Here is a 19,622-nt window from a genome sequence, read left to right on the forward strand (position 1 = left end):
CGTGAGTATGGAGTGCCGCGCAGAGATATTCCAGATGAAAAATAAGGCAGTAAAGACCAGACGCAGGCGTTGGCTTAGTCTCGCCAAAGCGATGGTGTGATCAAAGCAACAATTGCAAGCGTCTCAAGACGACCGATGACCATGGCCGCGCATAAGGTTATTTTGGCACTTCCGGGCAGGTCAATCAGCCGGATCGGAACATCGGTGGCCAACTCGATCAGCGGCCCGGTTGTGCTCAGCGCGGCGACGCTCAGAACCATCGCTTGCTCAAAACTGGATCCCATTGCGGCCAGCAGCAGATTGAACACTGCCAGGGTCAGCGCCAAGAGCATCAGGAAGATCCAGGCGATAAAGGCACCACCACTTTGAATGCGCCGGTTGCCGCCACCGGCACCGCTGATCGAAGACGGGTAGATCAGCCGATCAATCTCGCGCGCGCCATTGAGATACAAAGCGAACACACGCAGCAATTTGACACCGCCGGCTGTCGTTGCGACGCCGCCACCAATCAGCGCCAGCCCCATCAGGATCAGGCCCGGAGTGCCGAGCCCCGATAATTGCTGCGCATCATCCCAGTTGGCACTTTCGAACCCGGTTGTGGTCAGAAAGGCCATGACCGTGAACATCATCCCCCACAGCACCTGCAGCGCCTGGAGCGGATCGATCTGAACGCCGATTTCGCTTACCCCAGCCAACACGCGGAGAAACAGCAAGGTGGCGACGGCCAAAACGACCATAAGGCCAATGCGAAATTCGGGGTCCTTGTCCAGGCGAGAGTAACCTGTTGTCGCCGTGTCTGTGGAAAACGTCAGACGCGACAAGGCAAAGAACATGAACAAAAACAGGATCGCCTCACCAGTGACACCGGCCTGCGCCCCTTCAAGCCCGCCCACAGGAGAAATCCCGGATGTTGCCATGATCGACATGGCATGACACACCGCCGTCAGTCCGTTTTCACCGGCAATCAACAGAAGAACCCAGATCACCGCTGTCAGCCCGATGTAAACCGGAGTCAGCGTACGCGTTACACGGATAAGGCGCCCGCGGGGGTCTACCTTTTCGCTTTGTGCAACACCTGATACCGGACGCCCGGGCTGCCCCCGGGCGGTGACCTCGAACCCACCCAGCGACAAGGGCGCCAGAATCGCCGCCGCAGAAATCCACATCAACAGCCCGCCCATCCAGCCGACCTGTGCGCGCCAAAGATGCAGGGGTGCCGTCAGACGATCGGGATTTGGAAACAGATCTGCCCCTGTCGTGGTCAATGCGCTGACCATGTCGAAATACGCATTCAGAAAAGTCGTATTGCCAAGTGCATCATGAAACGGAATCGCCAGAAACACCGGCAGCACCGTGAAGCACGCCAAAAGGACCGCCAACTGACCCAAGGTTCCCCTTCTAGGGATTCGATTTGACGAGGCCAGAGCAATCGTGGCCACCAGAAACAGACCTAGAATCCCCGAATAGAAAAAGGATCTGGACGTATCATGATCATCCAGCGCCAGCGCATAGATCGCGGGGATCCACATCGCGAGGGCAACGCAACCCCAGATCAGCAGAAACAGGGGTAATCGCCGTAAAAGCCCGACTTTTTGTGTTCGAGCGCGCGCCATCAGAAGAAATCGATCGAGACCTGCATCAGCCGCTCAACCTCGGGCACGTCCTTGGCCATTGCAAAGATTGCGACCACATCTTTTTCATCGATCCGGAGGCTGCCCGTCGGTCGTAGAACGTCTTCGCCTTTGCGCACAGCTCCGACCAATACACCTTCGGGGAAATCAATATCCCGCAGCTTTTGCCCCGCCATGGGCGACGTTGACAAGACTTCGGCTTCGATCACTTCGGCCTCGGCATCGCCAATGGAATAGACCTGTCTGACCCGCCCATGGCGGATATGGCGCAAGATCGAGCTGACAGTGGTGGCGCGTGGATTGATGTAGGCATCAATTCCAAGCGGCCCCATCAGGGCCAGCATACTGGGATCATTGATCAGGGCAATCGCCAACGCACAACCTTCGGCCTTGGCGCGCACTGCCGCTAACAAGTTTGTCCGATCATCATCGGTAACGGCCAACATGGCGTCTGCTCGGTCGATCCCAGCCTCACTCAGCAATCCGGCATCCAAACCGTCACCATTAAGAACAATCGTCCGTTCCAGCGCCTCGGCAGCCACTTCCGCACAATGGCGATCACGTTCAACAATCTTTGCTCGCACGCGGCTTTCGCGTTCTTCCAGTGTTTTAGCGACTTCGAGCCCAACATTGCCACCACCGACAATCACCACACGGTCTTGCTTTTTTTGGGACTTACCAAAAACCTCCATTGTGCGGTCGACATCTTTGACGTTGGTAAAGACATAGCACTCGTCACCAACAAAAAGCTGATCTTCGGATTCAGGCGCAAACAGTGTTCCGTCCCGTCGAACCCCAACCACGATTGAACTGAGTGTCGAGAACAGATCGGTCAGTTGGCGCAACGGCGTGTTGACGATTGGGCAGTCTTCATCAACTCGAATACCAAGTAGCTGCGCCTTACCTTCCATGAAAAGCTCGGTGTCGAAAGCCGCCGGTGCCGACAATCGGCGCATCGCAGCAGCAGCAACCTCACGTTCCGGGCTGATCACCACGTCGATCGGCAGATGGTCCCGACGGTAAAGATCGGAATGGATCGCTTCGAGATAGGATTTCGACCGCAACCGCGCGATCTTTCGTTGGATTGCAAAGACGGAATGGGCCATCTGACAGGTGACCATGTTCACCTCGTCCGAATGGGTCGCAGCGATGATCATGTCGGCGTCACGGGCCCCTGCCCGTTCAAGCACGTCGGGATAACTGGCGAACCCTGCAATCCCCTGAACATCCAGCGTTTCAGTGGCACGGCGCACCAGATCGGGATTGTTGTCCACCACAGTGACGTCATTCAGTTCGCCCGAAAGGTGCCGTGCAATCTGCCAGCCAACCTGACCCGCACCGCATATAATGACCTTCATGTATTTGGCCCTTCTGCCTGAAATCTTTGAATGACAGATGCCCCCAAAGCGGTCAATTGAATTGTCATACCAGCGTGACTGAGGCAAGGTAAGCATATGAAAACACTGCTTCGCCTACTCGTACCCTTGATGGTGCTGTCCGCATGTGGCCCGCTTTCTTTGTACTATCGCGAAGGCGAAAGCGTCTCGAAGATGCAACGGGAAACCACCCAATGTCAGGTCGACGCCCTTAAGGATGCGCCGGTTGCCAATCAGGTGCGGCAAAGCCCACCGACCTATTGGCCGGGGCGAACGCATTGCGACAGCAATGGCCGCTGTTATCGCTCAGGCGGTTGGTGGCAGCCGGGGCAGATCTATACCGTGGATGTGAACCAGGGCCTGCGCAGCACCGTCGAAGCGCAGTGCATGGCTGCAAAAGGCTATCGCCCCGTCAGCCTGCCGCCCTGCAAACAGAACGTAAAATCCAGCGTCCCGGCAGTTCGGACAACAACGCTACCGCCACTTGGTACGGCTTCCTGTTTTGTGAAATTCGACGACGGTTCGTTTCAAATCATAACCCCCGGTCAGGCTGGTTAGGATTGCAGACGGGCCTGACGTCGACGGGCTAACCACAGATGCGCGGTGATTGCCGCTGCATAGATACCAATCACTGCTGCAAGCACCCCGGCATCGCCGCCACGCCATAAAACAGCCAACAGAATAGGCGTCCCTAGTAGATTTCCCGCATTGCCCATCTGCGCCATGGCCCCATAGCTCAGCGCCTGCGCCTCTGGCGTTTCATTCAACTCTGGCACGGCGGCAAAACTTCCGCCCTGAACCAATCCCAGTACTGCAAACAGCGCCACACATACCGCAGCCAGTGGCAGCCCCATAAAAGCGGCGCAAAGTATGGCGATTCCCAATGCAAAACCCAGACTAACCACCGCGACACATGACATGACACTCAGTAGTAACGGGACCGCCAACCACGATAAGACGATACCTGCCAGGGGCATGAGCCCGGCGATCGTCGCACTTAGATGCTCTGGCAGGCGCCCCGGTAAAATGGCCAGCAGGGACACAAAGGTCAGAGTATAGAAAAACCAGCCGATTGCCGGAGCGGAAATGAATGGCGAGCGGTAGGCTTTCACATGCGCGTTGACCCATTCCGAGATCCCAAATCCTACGCTTCCTGACTGCTCCAAATCGACGCGAATGCGGCAGGCGTAGATGATCCCCGCTATTAACAGCATCAGCAATCCATGGATCAAAAAGTAACCCGTCAGCCCAAAACGGGCGACCATCGGCAGGCCGGCCCAAGCGTTCAGTGCAAATGCGACCCCGAAAAACGTGCTCCACAAAACCATGGCCGCATTGCGTGCCCGGCCATGCGTGATCTGTGCAATCAAGGTCGGCGCCGCAACAACAATTGCGAGATGCGACAATCCTTCGACCACACGCGTTAACAGCATGACATAAAAGCCAAGCCCGGTTGCTTGAAACAGCGACATGGCCCCGCCCAAAAGAAGGCCCAATATCAACAAGGTGGATGGACCGATCCGACCGGCAATCGCCCCTGAAAAAGCGCCCAGAATGACCCCGATCAAGCTAACGATCGACAACAGCCATCCAATCGTATCCGAGTGTGCAGGATAAAGCTGTGATATCTCGGCAAACGGCACCGCGATCTTGGCAAATTGGGTAGCGGCGCCGAGCCCCGCGAGCCATAACAGTACAACTTGAAAGAAAACGCGAAAAGAATCCGTCATGTCACGGTTCTACTAGGCCAGCACCGCGCGTTGAACGCATAAATTATGCGGTGCTGGCCCGAGAGCCGCTGACCAACCGAACCGGTGTGCCATCCGACAGATACAAGCGCTCCCACCTGATTTCGCCCGCGCTGATCCGGATCCGGTCATGCACAGCCTCGGATGTCAAAAAAGCCTTGGGATTGGGCGAGTGCTGATCCCACCACCCCTCGTTCGCCAATTCAGCTTCGGCATGGCGAATTTCTTCGGTGGCGAATTGCCAAAGTGACACGCCCAGCAAGGCCTGCTGGCTGGTGTTCCAGTCACGCGCCCGACTGGCCGAATAGGCAAGACACTTATGACTGGCCTCTTCTACGAGATGAACACATTCGGTGGAACTCATGACCAGCCGCCGCAAGGCGCTGTCATCTTCCTTGATGGGACCAAGGGCTGAAAACACCGCCTGTTGTGTTTCCAGCAATGGCGTTTGGGCACCGTTTTCCCATCTGGATATCGTGGTTTGATCGACCTGCAACAATTCGGCCAGAGCCGCCTGTTTCAACCCAACAGACCGGCGCAATCGTTTCAGGCGCTTGCCGAAGGCGGGATACCCTCGAGTCTCGAGCGCGTAGCTGACAATATGTACAGGCCCCTTATTCACACGCGTGTCCTCGTCTGACTGGTTCCCGACACATGTGATCGCCAACTATTGGACGACGACAGGTCGGAAACGCGATCAGGTTATCGCGGCTGATTACTCTGCCGGTTCCGGTTCATCCAGTTGCGCCACCCGCGCGCCGGACTTGTTGGACGTGACCACACCCAGAGATTTCAACTTGCGGTGCAAGGCGCTGCGCTCCATCCCGACGAAACTTGCCGTACGGCTGATATTGCCACCAAACCGGTTGATCTGAGTCAGCAAATATTCCCGTTCGAATGCTTCGCGCGCCTCGCGCAATGGCAGGGTTGCCAGCGCACCAGACAGAACCACCCGGCCTGATTCTTCGGCCTTGTCCTCATCGCTTGGCAATTCACGGGCTTCAATCGGGCCCGTCCCATCACCCAGGATCAGCACGCGTTCTATCAGGTTCTTCAACTGCCGCACGTTGCCGGGCCACGTCATGGTTTGCAACAAAGCCACGGCTTCTTCCGACAATTCGCGAACAGGCAAACCCTGAGATTCGTTGCACATTTCGATAAAATGCTGCGCCAGAACAGGGATATCTTCGCGCCGGTCTTCCAGCGACGGCACCGCAATCGGCACCACGTTCAGGCGATGATAAAGTTCTTCACGAAAGCGATCCGATGCGATCTCGTCGTCCAGATCCCTGTTGGTTGACGATATCACCCGCAGATCAACACGCACTTTGTCGGTGCCACCTACGCGCTGGAACTGCTGATCCACCAACACGCGCAGGATTTTCGACTGAGTGCCCAAGGGCATGTCGGCGACCTCATCGAAGTAGACAACGCCGCCATGCGCCTCTTCCAGCAGGCCGGATTCAACACCGCGTTCCGAGGATTCGCGTCCGAACAGAACCTCTTCCATTCTCTCTGGCTCGACCCCAGCACAATTGACGGTCACAAACGGAGAGTTCGCCCGGTTGGAATGCGCGTGGATATATCGCGCCGCGATTTCCTTGCCGGACCCGGCAGGACCGCTCAGCATCACACGGCCATTCGATTTGGTCACTTTGTCCAGCTGACCCTGCATGGCCCGGAACGAGGCGGACTTGCCGATCATATCCGAATTGCTGACCTCTTTCCGCTTGAGCGAGGCATTCTCGCGACGCAGGCGAGAGGTTTCCATCGCACGGCGGATCACCACCATCAGTTGGTCGATGTTAAAGGGCTTTTCGATAAAATCATATGCGCCCTGCTTGATCGCCGCCACGGCGATTTCGATGTTGCCGTGCCCTGAAATTATCACCACCGGCACATCCGGGTTGTCCCGTTTCACCGATTTCAGGATATCGATCCCGTCCATGCGGCTGTCTTTCAGCCAGATATCCAAGATCAGCAACCCGGGGGGCTCGGAATTGATCGACGACATGCACTCATCCGAGTTTGCCGCCAGCCGGGTTGAATAGCCTTCGTCCTCCAGAATGTCGGACACCAGTTCGCGAATATCGCGTTCGTCATCTACGATCAGAATGTCGCTCATCTTTGGCCTGCTTTCAGTTTGTTGGTTTTAATCGCCTGCTTCTGTGGCGCGGCTGTTGGGGCGATATTGGGCCCCGGTAAGCGGATCACAGCCATCGCGCCAAAATGGTCCTGTCCGTCAAAGACGGGCGCGTCTTCCAAAGTCAGCGCGCCGCCATGTTCTTCGATAATCTTTTTGACAATGGGCAGCCCAAGGCCGGTCCCTTCGTCACGTGTCGTAACATAAGGTTCGAACAACCGCGCCCGGTCTTCAGGAAGACCGATGCCGTTATCCGCAATCGTGATGATCGTACCCGCATCATCACTGGAAACCGCCACTTTGATTTGCGGTTTTAGGTTGTCAGGTGCGCCTTTTTCCTTAAGTGTTCCAATGGCTTCACCTGCGTTCTTGATCAAGTTCGTCAGGGCTTGATTCAACATCGTTGCATCCACATCCACCAGAACTGGTTGATCCGGAAGATCGGCATCGATTTGCACATCCGGCTGTCCCGCCTGTTGCAGCAGCACCGCTTCGCGCACCAGACCTATGACATTTTCCTCACTGCGCTCAGGCTCCGGCATACGTGCGAATTTCGAAAATTCATCGACGATACGCCGCAAATCGTTGGTCTGCCGCACGATCACATCGGTCATCGATTCAAGGCTGTCGCAATCTTCCTCATCCAGCTTGCGCGAAAACTTCCGCTTGATCCGTTCTGCACTGAGCTGGATGGGGGTCAGCGGGTTCTTGATCTCATGTGCGATGCGACGTGCAACGTCGCCCCAGGCCGCCATCCGTTGCGCGCTGACCAGGTCGGTCACATCGTCAAAAGCCACAACATAACCTTCCAGACCACCATCTTCACCGCGCCGGATCGCCATACGAACCAGCAGGTTCTCCAACTGACCTTTTCGGGCCACCTTGACCTCGCCCTGAACAGCCTCTTGCCCGCTGCTTTTTAGATTGTCGAACAACGGCAGGAACTCTGGCACGGCAATGCCGATGGCCAATTGGTCCTCACCGCGCGACCAGTCCAGCAGCCGCTCGGCCGAGCGGTTAACGAAGGTCACGCAGCCTTCGGAATCCACGCCGACGACGCCTGACGTCACCGAACTCAGAACAGAATCGAACAAGCGACGGCGGCGCTCAATCTGACGGGTGTTCTCCAGCAAGGTATCTCGCTGACCTTTCAACTGGCGGGTCATCTGGTTGAAGTAACGCCCTAACATGGCGATCTCGTCGTCGCTGGCCTCTTCTATGACCTGCACACCCAGATCACCGGCACCGACGCGTTGCGCAGCCGTTGTCAAACGGCCCACTGGCCGTGACAGGCGTTCCGCAAACCACATACCCAGCGACATCGCCGCCAGAATCAGGATCAACGCAAAACCGAGATAGAGTAGTCCGAAGTTGAACAGGACCCTGCCCCGTTCACTTTCCAACTGCTGATAAAACCTCGCTGTTTGCTTGGTATCATCAAGCAAGGTCAACAAATCTCCGTCGACCTCACGACTGACGTAGAGATAGCGGTCCAGATAGGATTGCAGCGGTACCAACGCGCGGAATTCGTTGTTTTCCCAATCTGCAATAATCAGGAGCCCAGTGTCAGTCGACTCGACGATCTGTTCGGGCGTCGGTGGTTCGTAGTTGAATAGATAGGAACGATCCCCGCGCGAACGGATTTCACCACTGCCATCAATGACATATGCCTCGCGCAATCCGCGCTGAATCTGCGCTTGCCCTTGCGCCAGAACCTCGCGCAGCTCGGCATCAGAGATATAGAAATCCAGCGAGCGTGCGTTGTCCAGAAAACGCGCCAGAACGGCGGCATCCTGTGTCAGGCCCTGGCGGTGTTCTAGTTCATATGCTTCAGCCGCAGTGAGAGATGAGCCAACAACCTGGCGCACCCGGTCTGAAAACCACCCCTCAAGGCCGATATTAACAGTCAGACCGGCGAAAATAGCCACCGTGACCGTTGGTACAAGCGCCAGCAACGTAAATGCACCGATCAACCGCAAATGCAGGCGTGAACCGGCGGATTTCGCGCGCCGCGCCGCGATCAGACTGCCCACCTGACTTAGAACAAGCGCTGCGACCACGAGGACATAGACCAGGTCAGCAAGCAGAATCAGCCGTAGCGTCGGAGCGGTCGCCCCAAGATCAAATGGACCAATAACAAGGTAGGTTGCCAACGCCAGCACGGGTCCTAGAAGAACCAACCCCAAGGTGCCGAAATTGCGCAGTTTTCGGGATTTCCGCCATCGATTAATCGATAGGATCATCCCGCTCTGTGCTCGGGTTGCCACCGTCTGCCCTCATCCTGATGTGCCGCTTGTGCGGCTTACCGCCATATATCGTGGTCTTTACCCGAGAGAGGCCCGGATGCCACGGTTTGTGTGGCGATATTACATCAGTTTGCGTCGGCGTGTCACCTGTATATCGAGATCTGTAATCTTTTTCCGCAGCGTATTCCGGTTAATCCCCAGTAAATCGGCGCATTTCGCCTGATTTCCGCCCGTTGCATCCAGTGCAATTTCAATCAACGGCGCTTCGACCTCACGCAAAATCCGCTGGTACAGGCCCGGAGGTGGCAGCATATTCCCGTGTAAGTCAAAATAGCGCCTCAGGTGTCGTCCGACAGACGTCGACAGCTTCTCGCGTTCCCCGCCCCCCAAAACCGGTTCAGCCTCGGGCTGGCTTCCCAACACCATTTCGACCTCGGCCTTGGAAATCTCATCTGCCCGGCTGGTCAGGCTTAGTCGGCGGATTGCATTTTCCAACTGGCGTACGTTTCCCGGCCAGGAATATCTCCGAACCAGCTCAACCGCCTCGGGGCTAAGCCAGCGTTTCGCACCGCTTTCCCGCTCCTCTCGCGCAAGAAAATGTTCAGTCAGCAAGGTGATATCATCCACCCGCTCGCGCAGCGCAGGGACATGGATCGTGGCACCACATAGCCGGTAGTACAGATCCTGACGGATCCGCCCCCCTTCCATGCCTTCGGTCAGGTCAGTCTGACTGGTGGCCATGAACCGCGGAACATGATCGCCTGGTGTGTCCATCATTCGTACGATACGGGCCTGAATCTCGTCATCTATGTCGGCAATCTCATCGATCAGCAACGTGCCACCGCGTACCCGAGCCATGACCCTGGCCGGCCCTTCCAAATCACGAAGATCAGCTGCAGTCGCAGTGACAAACGGCAACGTGCGCCGGTCCGAAAAATCGTGAATAGCCCTTGCAATCAGGGATTTCCCGGTGCCACTTTCACCTGAGATCATCACCGACAGGTCGGTGTTCATCACCCGTGCCACCAGCCGGTAAAGCGCCTGCATGACCGGTGTTCGCCCAACCAGAGGCAGCTCATCCGGGCGTTCGCCGCTATCGTCGGCGGGCTCGATTTGTGATCGTTGCTTTTGATCCAGCGCCCGGGCGGTACGCTTCATCAGATCCGGCAGATCGAACGGCTTTGGCAGATAGTCATACGCATCCGCCTCAGCCGCCTGGATCGCCGTCATGATCGTATTCTGCGCCGAAATCACGATGACCGGCAGACCCGGACGATCTTCGGCAATTTTAGGCAACATTTCCAAACCATTGCCGTCCGGCATGACGACGTCCGAGATCACAACATCACCCTTGCCTTCGCTGACCCATCGCATGAGTGTTGTCAGGGATGAGGTGGCATGCACCTTGCACCCTGCACGCGTCAGTGCCTGCGTCAGAACCGTGCGGATCGTGCGGTCGTCATCTGCGACAAGTACGGTGCCATCCATCAACTGCTCTCCTTATTGTCTTCTGTCTGGTCTCGCGGCGCACGACGCAGCGAGATTCGAAATACAGTGCGGCCCGGCACAGACTCGGCCGAAATCCATCCGTCATGATCCGAGATAATCTTGCTGACCAATGCCAAACCCAGCCCTGTGCCGTTTTCCCGGCCCGAAACAAACGGGTCGAATATGTCACCACGGATGTCTTCCGGCAGGCCCGGACCATCATCAATGATTTCGATCTGCAAGGGCAGCGAGTGACCCGATCCATCGCTTCGTCGCAGGCGAAACGAGTGTTCGAAATATGTGCGCAAGCGAATGGACCCGCCTTTGGGCCCAGCCGCCTCGGACGCGTTTTTAAGCAGGTTCAGAACCACCTGCAAAAACTGATCCGGATCGCCATAGGCGAGCGGCAGCGAGGGGTCATAGTCCTCGATGATTGCCATATCAGCTCCAAAGCCCAACAGTGCCGACCGGCGCGCCCGGTCCAACACATCGTGGATATTGACCGGTTTGAAATCAGGTTGCTGAAGGTTTCCGAATTGCTCGACCTGCTCTAGCAACTTCACAATTCGGCGACTTTCAGCAACAATTAGATCCGTTAGTTCAAGGTCTTGCTGCGCAATATTCATGCTAAGAAGTTGCGCGGCGCCGGTGATTCCGGCCAAGGGGTTTTTGATCTCATGGGCCAGCATTTCGGCCATACCGATGGCCGATTGTGCTGCTGATTTGACCGTGTTCCCCCGTGTCATCCGCCCCGCCAATTCCCGAGGAGATATGATCATGATCATCGATCCCGGATGACCGACCAGTGGGGCAATCTGTAGCGCGCATTGCAATGGCGCGCGGTTCCCAGATCCAGCGTCGACATCATTCACGAACAAGGGGGTACCCTGCGCTCGTGCGCGTAAAAACGCCTCTTCCAGCGGGGCATCCACAGCGATCTGATCCCAGACCGGATGGCCAATAACCGCCTTGCGCGAGGCATTCAAAAACCCTTCGCCCGATGAATTCACATCCGAGATCCGGTCGTCTGAATCAATGATGAAGGCGGGAACGGGCAGCGAGTTCCAGATGCTTTTGTCCGAGTTCATGCCGCTTCCTCGGCCGTGTCGCTCAGCGCATCGCCGATCAGGCGCAACACGTCGTCTGTATCGCGCGACGTTAAGACAGCGCGGCGCAAGGGTGCAGGCGTGCCAGCCTCATCCATGTACCATCCCAGATGTTTGCGTGCCACGCGCAGGCCAAGATCAACGCCGTAGAAGGCCAACATCGCTTGGTAATGGGCCTGCACCATATCAACCAACGCTGCGCCGGTCGGGATTTCGGGCGCGCCGGTTCCATAGATCTCATGACAAACCTGGGCCAGAACCCAAGGCTTGCCCTGCGCCCCTCGCCCAATCATAACGCCATCGGCACCAGATTGATGCAAGGCGGTGCGTGAAGCATTGGTGTCCGTGATGTCCCCATTTGCAATCACCGGGATCGAAACGGCGTCTTTGACGGCACGAATGGCCCGCCAATCGGCATGACCTTTGTAAAACTGGCAGCGTGTGCGCCCGTGTATCGTGACCATCTGAATGCCTGCGTTCTGTGCCCGCCTCGCCACGTCCGGGGCGTTCAGCAAGGCATCGTCCCAGCCCAACCGCGTTTTCAGCGTGACCGGCACATCTACCGCCTCAACGACTGCCTCGATCAGTGTCAGCGCATGGTCCGGTGTCTTCAACAAAGCCGAGCCGGAATACCCATTCGTTACCTTCTTGGCCGGGCAACCCATGTTGATATCAATCACGCGCGCGCCGCGACCCGCGACCTGTCGTGCGGCTTCGGCCATCCAATGCGCCTCGCGCCCAGCAAGCTGAACAGCGGTGTTTTCAACGTCGGCCGACAGTTCCGCACGCTCACGCACGCCAGGCTTGGCTTGCACCATCTCCTGACTGGCGACCATTTCGCTTACCACCATCCCGGCGCCAAAGCGCATCACGAGATCACGGAAGGGCCGATCCGTGATTCCGGCCATAGGCGCCAGCAGCACAGGCGGGTTCAGATCCTTGTCAGCAAGATGCAGGGTCAACGTGCTTAATCCTTGGGCAGTTGCGAGTTTGATATCGAATCCGCGGCGTATGAACAACAAAACGGCGGCTCGCAAGCCCGCAAAATCATCATACGCCTATTTTTTAGGCACAGTGACGCGGGTGATTGCCTCTGCTTTCACCGCCCCCTAAACAAAGACCAGAGCACAGGAGAACACCCCTAATATGACAACCGCCGCCATCATCGTCGCCGCAGGACGCGGTTTGCGCGCCGGAGGGGATACGCCCAAGCAATGGCGCACGCTGGCGGGACGGCGTGTGGCCGACTGGACCATCGACAGGTTTCGAGGTCACGTGGATCACATCGTATTTGTGCTGTCGCCTGACGACGCGGCCGCATGGGACGAATTCCAGAACAGCGACCTGATTCTGGCCGAGGGCGGTGATGATCGCGCCGGGTCGGTGCGCAATGGGCTGAACGCCTTGGCAGACCTAAGGGTGGAAAAAGTTCTGATCCACGACGTGGCCCGGCCTTGCGTCAACACGCGGATCATACACGATGTTCTTGCGGCACTAGACACCAACGTCGCCGCGGCCCCTGGACTGGCTATAACTGATGCCCTTTGGACCGGTGAGCAGGCAACTGTCACCGGAACGCAGGACCGTGCGGCACTTTTTGCTGCGCAAACTCCGCAAGGGTTTCACTATGCCGCCATCGTTGGCGCGCATGCGGCGCATCCCGGCGGGGCGGCGGATGATGTGGAGGTTGCCCGGGCGGCAGATATCCATGTGGCCATCGTGCAAGGTGACGCAGACAATATCAAAATCACCAGACCCGAGGATTTTGCCCGGGCGGAACGCATAATGGGGCTGAACATGGATGTAAGACTGGGCAACGGGTATGACGTGCACCGGTTTGGGGATGGGGATCATGTGATCCTCTGCGGCGTCAAAGTTCCGCATGACCGCAGCCTGCAAGGCCATTCGGACGCGGATGTGGGAATGCATGCTGTGACCGATGCGATCTATGGTGCGTTGGCGCAGGGTGATATCGGCCAGCATTTCCCGCCCTCTGATCCGCAATGGAAAGGCGCCGCTAGTGAAATCTTCCTGCGGCACGCGGTCGAGCTGTGCAAACAGACGGGCTATCGAATTTCGAATGTCGATTGCACGCTGGTGTGCGAGTTTCCAAAGATCGGGCCTCATGCGCAGGCCATGCGGGAAGAAATGTCCAGAATCATGGGATTAAACCCCGATCAGGTCTCGATCAAAGCCACAACCTCCGAACGTCTGGGCTTTACCGGGCGCAACGAGGGCATCGCCGCATTGGCCACGGCCTGCTTGGTGAAAACATGAACGTCGCGCAGCTGATCGGAACCGTTTGCGGGGTCGGACACCTGCGTCCCGCACCCGGCACCTGGGGATCGCTGGCAGCACTTCCGTTGGCTTGGGTATTACACATAGTCGGTGGGTTCCCCTTGCTGGTGGTGGCGACATTGGTCGTGTTTTTTGCGGGCCTTTGGGCCACGCGCATCATGACTGAAGGACAGAAAGATCACGACCCCTCAGAGATCGTGATTGATGAGGTTGCGGGCCAGTTCATCGCGCTCTGGGCGATTTCATATCCGTCCTGGGCCCATGGGATCGAGATTACCGCGCTCTGGCCCGGCTGGGTGGCCGGGTTCGTGCTGTTTCGGTTCTTCGACATAACTAAACTCGGCCCGGTAGGTTGGGCAGACCGCCGTGGCGATCCGATGGGCGTTATGCTTGATGACGTCATCGCCGGTGTATTTGCAGCGATCGGCGTTCTGGCCCTAGCTGGCATTGCCCATGGAGTTATGGGCCTGTGACCGCCGCCGATCTTCTTGACCGCGCCAAAGCGCGCAACGTGATGGTTGCCACGGCGGAAAGCTGCACGGGTGGTATGGTTGCCGCCGCACTGACGGACATTCCCGGCAGCTCGGCGGTGGTCGAACGCGGGTTCGTCACCTACACGAATAGGGCCAAGCAGGACATGTTGGGTGTTCGCGCCGAAACACTGGGCACCTATGGCGCTGTGTCGGAAGAGGTAGCGCGAGAAATGGCCGAAGGCGCGGTTCGCCATTCGCAGGCCCAATTGGCCGTTTCAATCACCGGCATCGCCGGACCCGGCGGATCCGAGTTCAAGCCCGAAGGCCGCGTGTGCTTCGGATTGGCGGCCAAAGGACATCCGACGCGGGTCGAGACCATCGAATTTGGCGCGCCGGGTCGTGACGCCGTCCGTCGCGCAGCGCGCGATCACGCGCTGGATCTGCTGTCCGACGGACTTTCTCTTTTCGCTTAAATTTCTGGCAATCACCCCAAAATGGCGCAAGTTTAATCGCCAGTTGAAAAAAGGCTGCCAAAATAGGCGGTCTTTTGGGGTACTGCCTCTTTTTTCCCCGCCCGTCATTCGCTTCAACCCAGTGCACACCACTCACGGCGTGCCGGTTTGCAACGTGTTTTTGTAGACCGACACAACTGAAGCGAAAGAGGAGAACGGCCCATGAACGGAGCCGATACAGCCTGGATCATCGTCGCAACCGCACTGGTCCTGTTCATGACATTGCCAGGCCTTGCCCTGTTTTACGGCGGCCTGGTCCGGGCCCGAAACGTACTCAGTGTCTTCATGCATTGCTTTTCCATTGCCTGCCTGATGAGCATTTTGTGGCTGGTCGCGGGTTATTCCATTGCATTTGGTCCGGGTGAGTCCGGCCTTTGGGGTGGCCTGGGCAAGGCATTCCTGAACGGCGTCGATGTTGACACCCTGTCCGGCACCCTGCCCGAGATACTGTTCTTTGCGTTTCAGATGACATTTGCGATCATCACCCCGGCCTTGATTGTTGGCGCATATGTCGAACGGGTTGGGTTTGGGTTCGTCCTGACGTTTTCGGGTCTTTGGATGTTGCTGTGTTACGCGCCCGTGGTGCACTGGATCTGGGGCGGCGGCATGCTGACCGATGGCGGCATTCTGGGCGAGATTGGCGTGCGGGACTTCGCAGGCGGCATTGTCGTGCACGAAACAGCCGGCATCGCTGCGTTGATCATCGCTGTTGTACTTGGTCCTCGCCTTAACCGCACGACGCCGCCGCATAACCCGGGTTTTGTCATGATCGGGGCAGCGATGTTGTGGGTCGGCTGGTTTGGCTTCAACGGCGGCTCGCAACTGGCAGCCGACGGTGGCGCCGCAATGGCCATGACCGTGACGCATTTGTCGGCGGCCACGGCCTCGCTGACCTGGGCCTTGTGGGAAAAGGTCAGGTTTGGCAAAGCCTCAATGGTGGGGCTTGTCACCGGCACAATCGCTGGTTTGGCCTCAATAACACCCGCCTCTGGCTTTGTTGGGCCGGTCCAGGCGCTGATCATCGGTGGCGTTGCGGGCATCCTGTGTCAGGAGGCCGTGTATGTTATTCGCAACGTCCTCAAAATCGACGACACGCTGGATGTGTTTGCTGTGCACGGGGTCGGCGGCATCTTTGGCACGCTCATGATCGCGCTGTTTGGTCTGGGCACATGGACCGCGCAGCTGGGCGGGCTTGTTATCGTGGGTGCCTTTACGGCAGTTGTCACAATTGTCTTGGTCAAGGTGGTTGCACTGATTACGCCGCTTCGCGTAGACGCTGAGACCGAGACAAACGGGCTCGACCTTTCTGTCCACGGAGAGCGCGCCTACGATATGAGCAGCTGAGCCCACCTTAGCCTGCTCTGCCCGCAAGGGCACAAGCGGACCTTTAGGGGTCCGCTTTTCTTTTCTGCCATCCCCTCTCGACTCTGGCCTTGTCGACGGGCTATCAGCCCGCAACGTCACTGCAATCCGCCGAGGTCCCGACATGATCCCCAGTTCATTTCCCGATAGCACCGAAATCGCCCGCCTGACCGCGCGGATGCTGCTGGAGATCAAGGCCGTCCATTTCAATTCCCGCGAACCCTTCACGCTGTCCAGCGGTTTGCCCAGCCCGACCTATATCGATTGCCGCAAGCTGATTTCGTACCCGCGCATCCGTTCGACCCTGATGGATTTCCTGACGGTCACTGTGATGCGCGACGTAGGCTTCGAGGCATTCGACAACATCGCAGGCGGTGAAACAGCAGGCATCCCCTTTGCCGCGATGGTCGCCGAACGCATGGCGCTGCCGATGACATACGTTCGCAAAAAGCCCAAAGGCTACGGTCGCAATGCTCGCATCGAAGGAACGATGGGCGAAGGCGATCGCGTTTTGCTGGTCGAGGACCTGACCACCGATGGCGGATCAAAGCTAAGCTTCGTTGATGCAATCCGGGAAACCGGCGCGACCTGCGGGCACACGGCCGTCATTTTCTATTACGGCATCTTCCCTGAAACCGAGAAAACGCTGGGCGATCACGGGGTTCAATTGCACAACCTTTGCACATGGTGGGACGTGCTGGCCGAGGCCAAAGCGCAGAAAGCTTTTGATCAGGAAACACTTGATGGCGTCGAAGCCTTCCTGAACGACCCACGCGGCTGGCAAGAGGCGCATAAATCGTAAATTAGGGGCTGTGAGTGGTTTGGGGATATCGGCAGTCCGAATCGTCCCCTTGCGCGCTTATTTAGCTATTTTTCACCTCAACCCTACCAAATGTTGCGAGAACACTGTTCTCATGACAAGATGGGGTAATGTTATCCCCAATCGGGTGGGCAGTTATCCCGACTTACCCCCATTCATTTGCAGATAGCTTGAACCGGGGCATCACGTGTAGAACCGCCGAATGGCAGCGGGGGCAGTATGAACGAGATCAGCAGTATCGAGCAGGCAGCGGCGCAAATTCAGAACGCCGAAACCATGCCGCATTCCATTGAGGCTGAACAACAGCTTCTGGGTGCGATTCTGACCAATAACGACCTGTATGACCGGGTCGCCTCAATCATTGGGGCGGAACACTTCTATGATCCGGTTCATTCGCGCATTTACGAGGTCGCCGCGACCCGTATCGCCAAGAACGCGCTGGCCTCACCGGTCACGCTGAAATCCTTCATGGCCGAGGATGAAGGCCTGAAGGAACTGGGTGGCCCGGCTTATCTGGTTAAACTCGCCGGTGCCTCGATCAGTGCCTTTGCGGTGCATGACTATGCCCAGATGATCTATGATCTGGCGATCCGGCGCGAGCTGATCCGGCTTGGTCGCGATATCTCCGACAAGGCGGCACGTGTTGAAGTGTCCAGCGAACCCAAGGAACAGATCGTCGAGGCCGAACAACAGCTCTACCAACTATCCGAGCAGGGCCAGACCGAACAGGGTTTCCAATCCTTCCTCAAGGCGGTCACAGAAGCCGTTAACGTCACCAACGAGGCCTACCAGCGCGGTGGCGGCATGGCTGGGATTTCCACCGGTCTGGCCGATCTGGACAAACAGCTGGGGGGTTTGCACCCATCTGACCTGATCATTCTGGCGGGGCGACCGTCGATGGGAAAAACCTCTCTGGCGACCAACGTGGCGTTCAACGTGGCCAAAGCCTATAAACGCGGGCAGAAGCCGGACGGTAGCGAAGGCGCCATTGATGGTGGCGTGGTCGGCTTCTTCTCATTGGAGATGAGCGCCGAACAGCTGGCAGGCCGTGTTCTGGCCGAAGCGTCCGAGATTTCGTCGCACAAAATCCGTCAGGGTGACATGACCGAGGCCGAGTTCCGCCGCTTCGTGGACGCAGCCAAAGAACTGGAAGCCTGTCCTCTGTTCATTGACGATACCCCGGCCCTGCCGATCTCGCAGCTGGCCGCCCGGGCGCGGCGATTGAAACGGACCCATGGGCTGGACCTGCTGGTGATCGACTATCTGCAGCTATGCCGCGGTATGGCGGAGAACCGCGTGAACGAGATTGCCGAGATTTCGATGGGCATGAAGGCCATCGCCAAAGAGTTGCAGATTCCGGTGATTGCCCTGTCCCAGCTATCGCGTCAGGTCGAAAACCGCGACGACAAGCGCCCGCAACTGTCTGACCTGCGGGAATCGGGCTCGATCGAACAGGACGCCGATGTGGTGATGTTCGTGTACCGCGAAGAATACTACAAAGAACGTGAAAAACCCGGTGACCACGAGCTGGACAAGATGGAAGAGTGGAAGCAGGCCATGGAACGCCTGCATGGCAAGGCCGAAGTGATTGTCGGCAAGCAGCGCCACGGCCCCATCGGGACGGTTGACCTGTCATTCGAGGCGCAGTTCACCCGCTTCGGCAATCTGGTCAAGCCCTGGCAGCAAGACGGTCAGGTCGAAGGGTACTGATCACCGTCAATCGGCGTATCACCAAAGCTCCGGCTTGTTCAAAGCCGGAACACAGCGGGACGGACCCGGCACAGGTGTCAGATCCGACCCATGCAGCGATTGACCCAGCCACCCATGAGGATGGTTCAGCGGAAGTGGCGCAGGTACAACATCCTGAGAAACAGGCATAAATCCGGTTTTTCTGTAATATTCAGGGTCACCATAGGTCACCGCGATGTCGAACCCCTTTCCGCGCAGGTCGTCCAATCCATAAGCGATCAGTTTCTGCCCGACCCCTGCCCGCTGCCGATCCGTCCGAACGGCAACCGGTGACAACAAACAGACCAGCCGCGCATCCCCGGCAAACTCAAGCCGTGAAAAGAAGATACACCCAAGCAAGGTACCCTTATCCAACGCGACATAGACAAACAGGTCCGTATCCGGCGTTGTAACCATCAGATCATCGACGAACCCGCGGATGATCTGACCCTCATCGACCCCCTCGGACGCGGAAAAAACGCTTTCGAAAAGGTTTGGAATTTCGACTTCAAACCCCGCATATCCTTCGACGCATTTCATCACATGTTTCCCCGAGTGCAGCGCGTTCTGATCCCGCGAGTTTTAAATCACCTTATGGCGTCAACATACAGCCCATAGCGGCCAACAGCGGTCACATATAATTGGTTACGTTCCAGCATGATAGAACGACCGGCAATCGCGGTCGGGTTTG

General features: G+C 57.5%; 17 protein-coding genes. 7 read left to right on the forward strand and 10 right to left on the reverse strand.

Going from position 1 to position 19,622, the window contains the following annotated elements; translation table 11 throughout:
* Window positions 1-74: 74 nt before the first annotated feature.
* Both ACR0BU_RS07235 and trkA read right to left on the reverse strand, forming a co-directional pair.
* Complete coding sequence (locus ACR0BU_RS07235) at window positions 75-1,613, reverse strand: TrkH family potassium uptake protein (RefSeq protein WP_480735711.1); 1,539 nt, start codon at window positions 1,611-1,613, stop codon at window positions 75-77.
* Window positions 1,613-2,989, reverse strand: coding sequence for a Trk system potassium transporter TrkA (gene trkA, locus ACR0BU_RS07240; protein WP_299075689.1), 1,377 nt, complete (start codon window positions 2,987-2,989; stop codon window positions 1,613-1,615). The genes ACR0BU_RS07235 and trkA overlap by 1 nt, the downstream gene beginning before the upstream one ends.
* Before the next feature lie 96 nt (window positions 2,990-3,085).
* Here trkA and ACR0BU_RS07245 point away from each other — a divergent pair, with 96 nt between their 5' ends.
* Complete coding sequence (locus tag ACR0BU_RS07245) at window positions 3,086-3,565, forward strand: hypothetical protein (protein WP_300066456.1); 480 nt, start codon at window positions 3,086-3,088, stop codon at window positions 3,563-3,565.
* Here the strand turns inward: ACR0BU_RS07245 and ACR0BU_RS07250 are convergent.
* From ACR0BU_RS07250 to dusB, 7 genes are all read right to left on the reverse strand, one after another.
* Window positions 3,562-4,737 (reverse strand): MFS transporter, encoded by a 1,176-nt coding sequence (locus tag ACR0BU_RS07250; protein WP_480735712.1) that lies wholly within the window; start codon window positions 4,735-4,737, stop codon window positions 3,562-3,564. The two genes, ACR0BU_RS07245 and ACR0BU_RS07250, sit on opposite strands and share 4 nt — an antisense overlap.
* A gap of 43 nt (window positions 4,738-4,780) precedes the next feature.
* The gene (locus ACR0BU_RS07255) at window positions 4,781-5,377 is read right to left on the reverse strand and encodes a helix-turn-helix transcriptional regulator (RefSeq protein WP_480735713.1); all 597 of its coding nucleotides are present in this window, start codon (window positions 5,375-5,377) and stop codon (window positions 4,781-4,783) included.
* A 93-nt stretch (window positions 5,378-5,470) separates the two neighbouring features.
* Complete coding sequence (ntrX, locus tag ACR0BU_RS07260; protein ID WP_298934864.1) at window positions 5,471-6,880, reverse strand: nitrogen assimilation response regulator NtrX; 1,410 nt, start codon at window positions 6,878-6,880, stop codon at window positions 5,471-5,473.
* Window positions 6,877-9,141 (reverse strand): sensor histidine kinase NtrY-like, encoded by a 2,265-nt coding sequence (locus tag ACR0BU_RS07265; protein WP_480735823.1) that lies wholly within the window; start codon window positions 9,139-9,141, stop codon window positions 6,877-6,879. The genes ntrX and ACR0BU_RS07265 overlap by 4 nt, the downstream gene beginning before the upstream one ends.
* Before the next feature lie 123 nt (window positions 9,142-9,264).
* A complete protein-coding gene (locus ACR0BU_RS07270) occupies window positions 9,265-10,632 on the reverse strand; it encodes a response regulator (RefSeq protein WP_298934862.1) in 1,368 nt (455 codons plus the stop codon).
* Entirely contained in the window at window positions 10,632-11,720 is a 1,089-nt protein-coding gene (locus ACR0BU_RS07275; RefSeq protein WP_298934861.1) for a two-component system sensor histidine kinase NtrB, read from the reverse strand. The genes ACR0BU_RS07270 and ACR0BU_RS07275 overlap by 1 nt, the downstream gene beginning before the upstream one ends.
* The gene (dusB, locus tag ACR0BU_RS07280) at window positions 11,717-12,700 is read right to left on the reverse strand and encodes a tRNA dihydrouridine synthase DusB (protein ID WP_480735714.1); all 984 of its coding nucleotides are present in this window, start codon (window positions 12,698-12,700) and stop codon (window positions 11,717-11,719) included. Before dusB ends, ACR0BU_RS07275 begins: the two co-directional genes overlap by 4 nt.
* Before the next feature lie 184 nt (window positions 12,701-12,884).
* On the opposite strand from dusB, the gene ACR0BU_RS07285 reads away from it, so the two are divergent.
* From ACR0BU_RS07285 to ACR0BU_RS07310, 6 genes are all read left to right on the forward strand, one after another.
* The gene (locus ACR0BU_RS07285) at window positions 12,885-14,015 is read left to right on the forward strand and encodes a bifunctional 2-C-methyl-D-erythritol 4-phosphate cytidylyltransferase/2-C-methyl-D-erythritol 2,4-cyclodiphosphate synthase (RefSeq protein ID WP_480735715.1); all 1,131 of its coding nucleotides are present in this window, start codon (window positions 12,885-12,887) and stop codon (window positions 14,013-14,015) included.
* The gene (locus ACR0BU_RS07290; protein WP_298934858.1) at window positions 14,012-14,509 is read left to right on the forward strand and encodes a phosphatidylglycerophosphatase A family protein; all 498 of its coding nucleotides are present in this window, start codon (window positions 14,012-14,014) and stop codon (window positions 14,507-14,509) included. The genes ACR0BU_RS07285 and ACR0BU_RS07290 overlap by 4 nt, the downstream gene beginning before the upstream one ends.
* Complete coding sequence (locus ACR0BU_RS07295) at window positions 14,506-14,982, forward strand: CinA family protein (RefSeq protein ID WP_300066481.1); 477 nt, start codon at window positions 14,506-14,508, stop codon at window positions 14,980-14,982. Before ACR0BU_RS07290 ends, ACR0BU_RS07295 begins: the two co-directional genes overlap by 4 nt.
* Window positions 14,983-15,183: 201 nt before the next feature.
* Window positions 15,184-16,365 carry an ammonium transporter gene (locus ACR0BU_RS07300; protein WP_480735716.1) on the forward strand — a complete coding sequence of 394 codons (1,182 nt, stop codon included), beginning with the start codon at window positions 15,184-15,186 and terminating at the stop codon, window positions 16,363-16,365.
* 142 nt (window positions 16,366-16,507) lie between these two features.
* A complete protein-coding gene (locus tag ACR0BU_RS07305; RefSeq protein ID WP_480735717.1) occupies window positions 16,508-17,185 on the forward strand; it encodes an orotate phosphoribosyltransferase in 678 nt (225 codons plus the stop codon).
* Window positions 17,186-17,422: 237 nt separating this feature from the next.
* Entirely contained in the window at window positions 17,423-18,913 is a 1,491-nt protein-coding gene (locus ACR0BU_RS07310; protein WP_480735718.1) for a replicative DNA helicase, read from the forward strand.
* Between the two features lie 18 nt (window positions 18,914-18,931).
* Here the strand turns inward: ACR0BU_RS07310 and ACR0BU_RS07315 are convergent, their stop codons facing one another.
* Window positions 18,932-19,471 carry a GNAT family N-acetyltransferase gene (locus ACR0BU_RS07315; protein WP_480735719.1) on the reverse strand — a complete coding sequence of 180 codons (540 nt, stop codon included), beginning with the start codon at window positions 19,469-19,471 and terminating at the stop codon, window positions 18,932-18,934.
* Between the last annotated feature and the right edge of the window lie 151 nt (window positions 19,472-19,622).

The organism is Ruegeria sp. CK2, assembly GCF_056536585.1.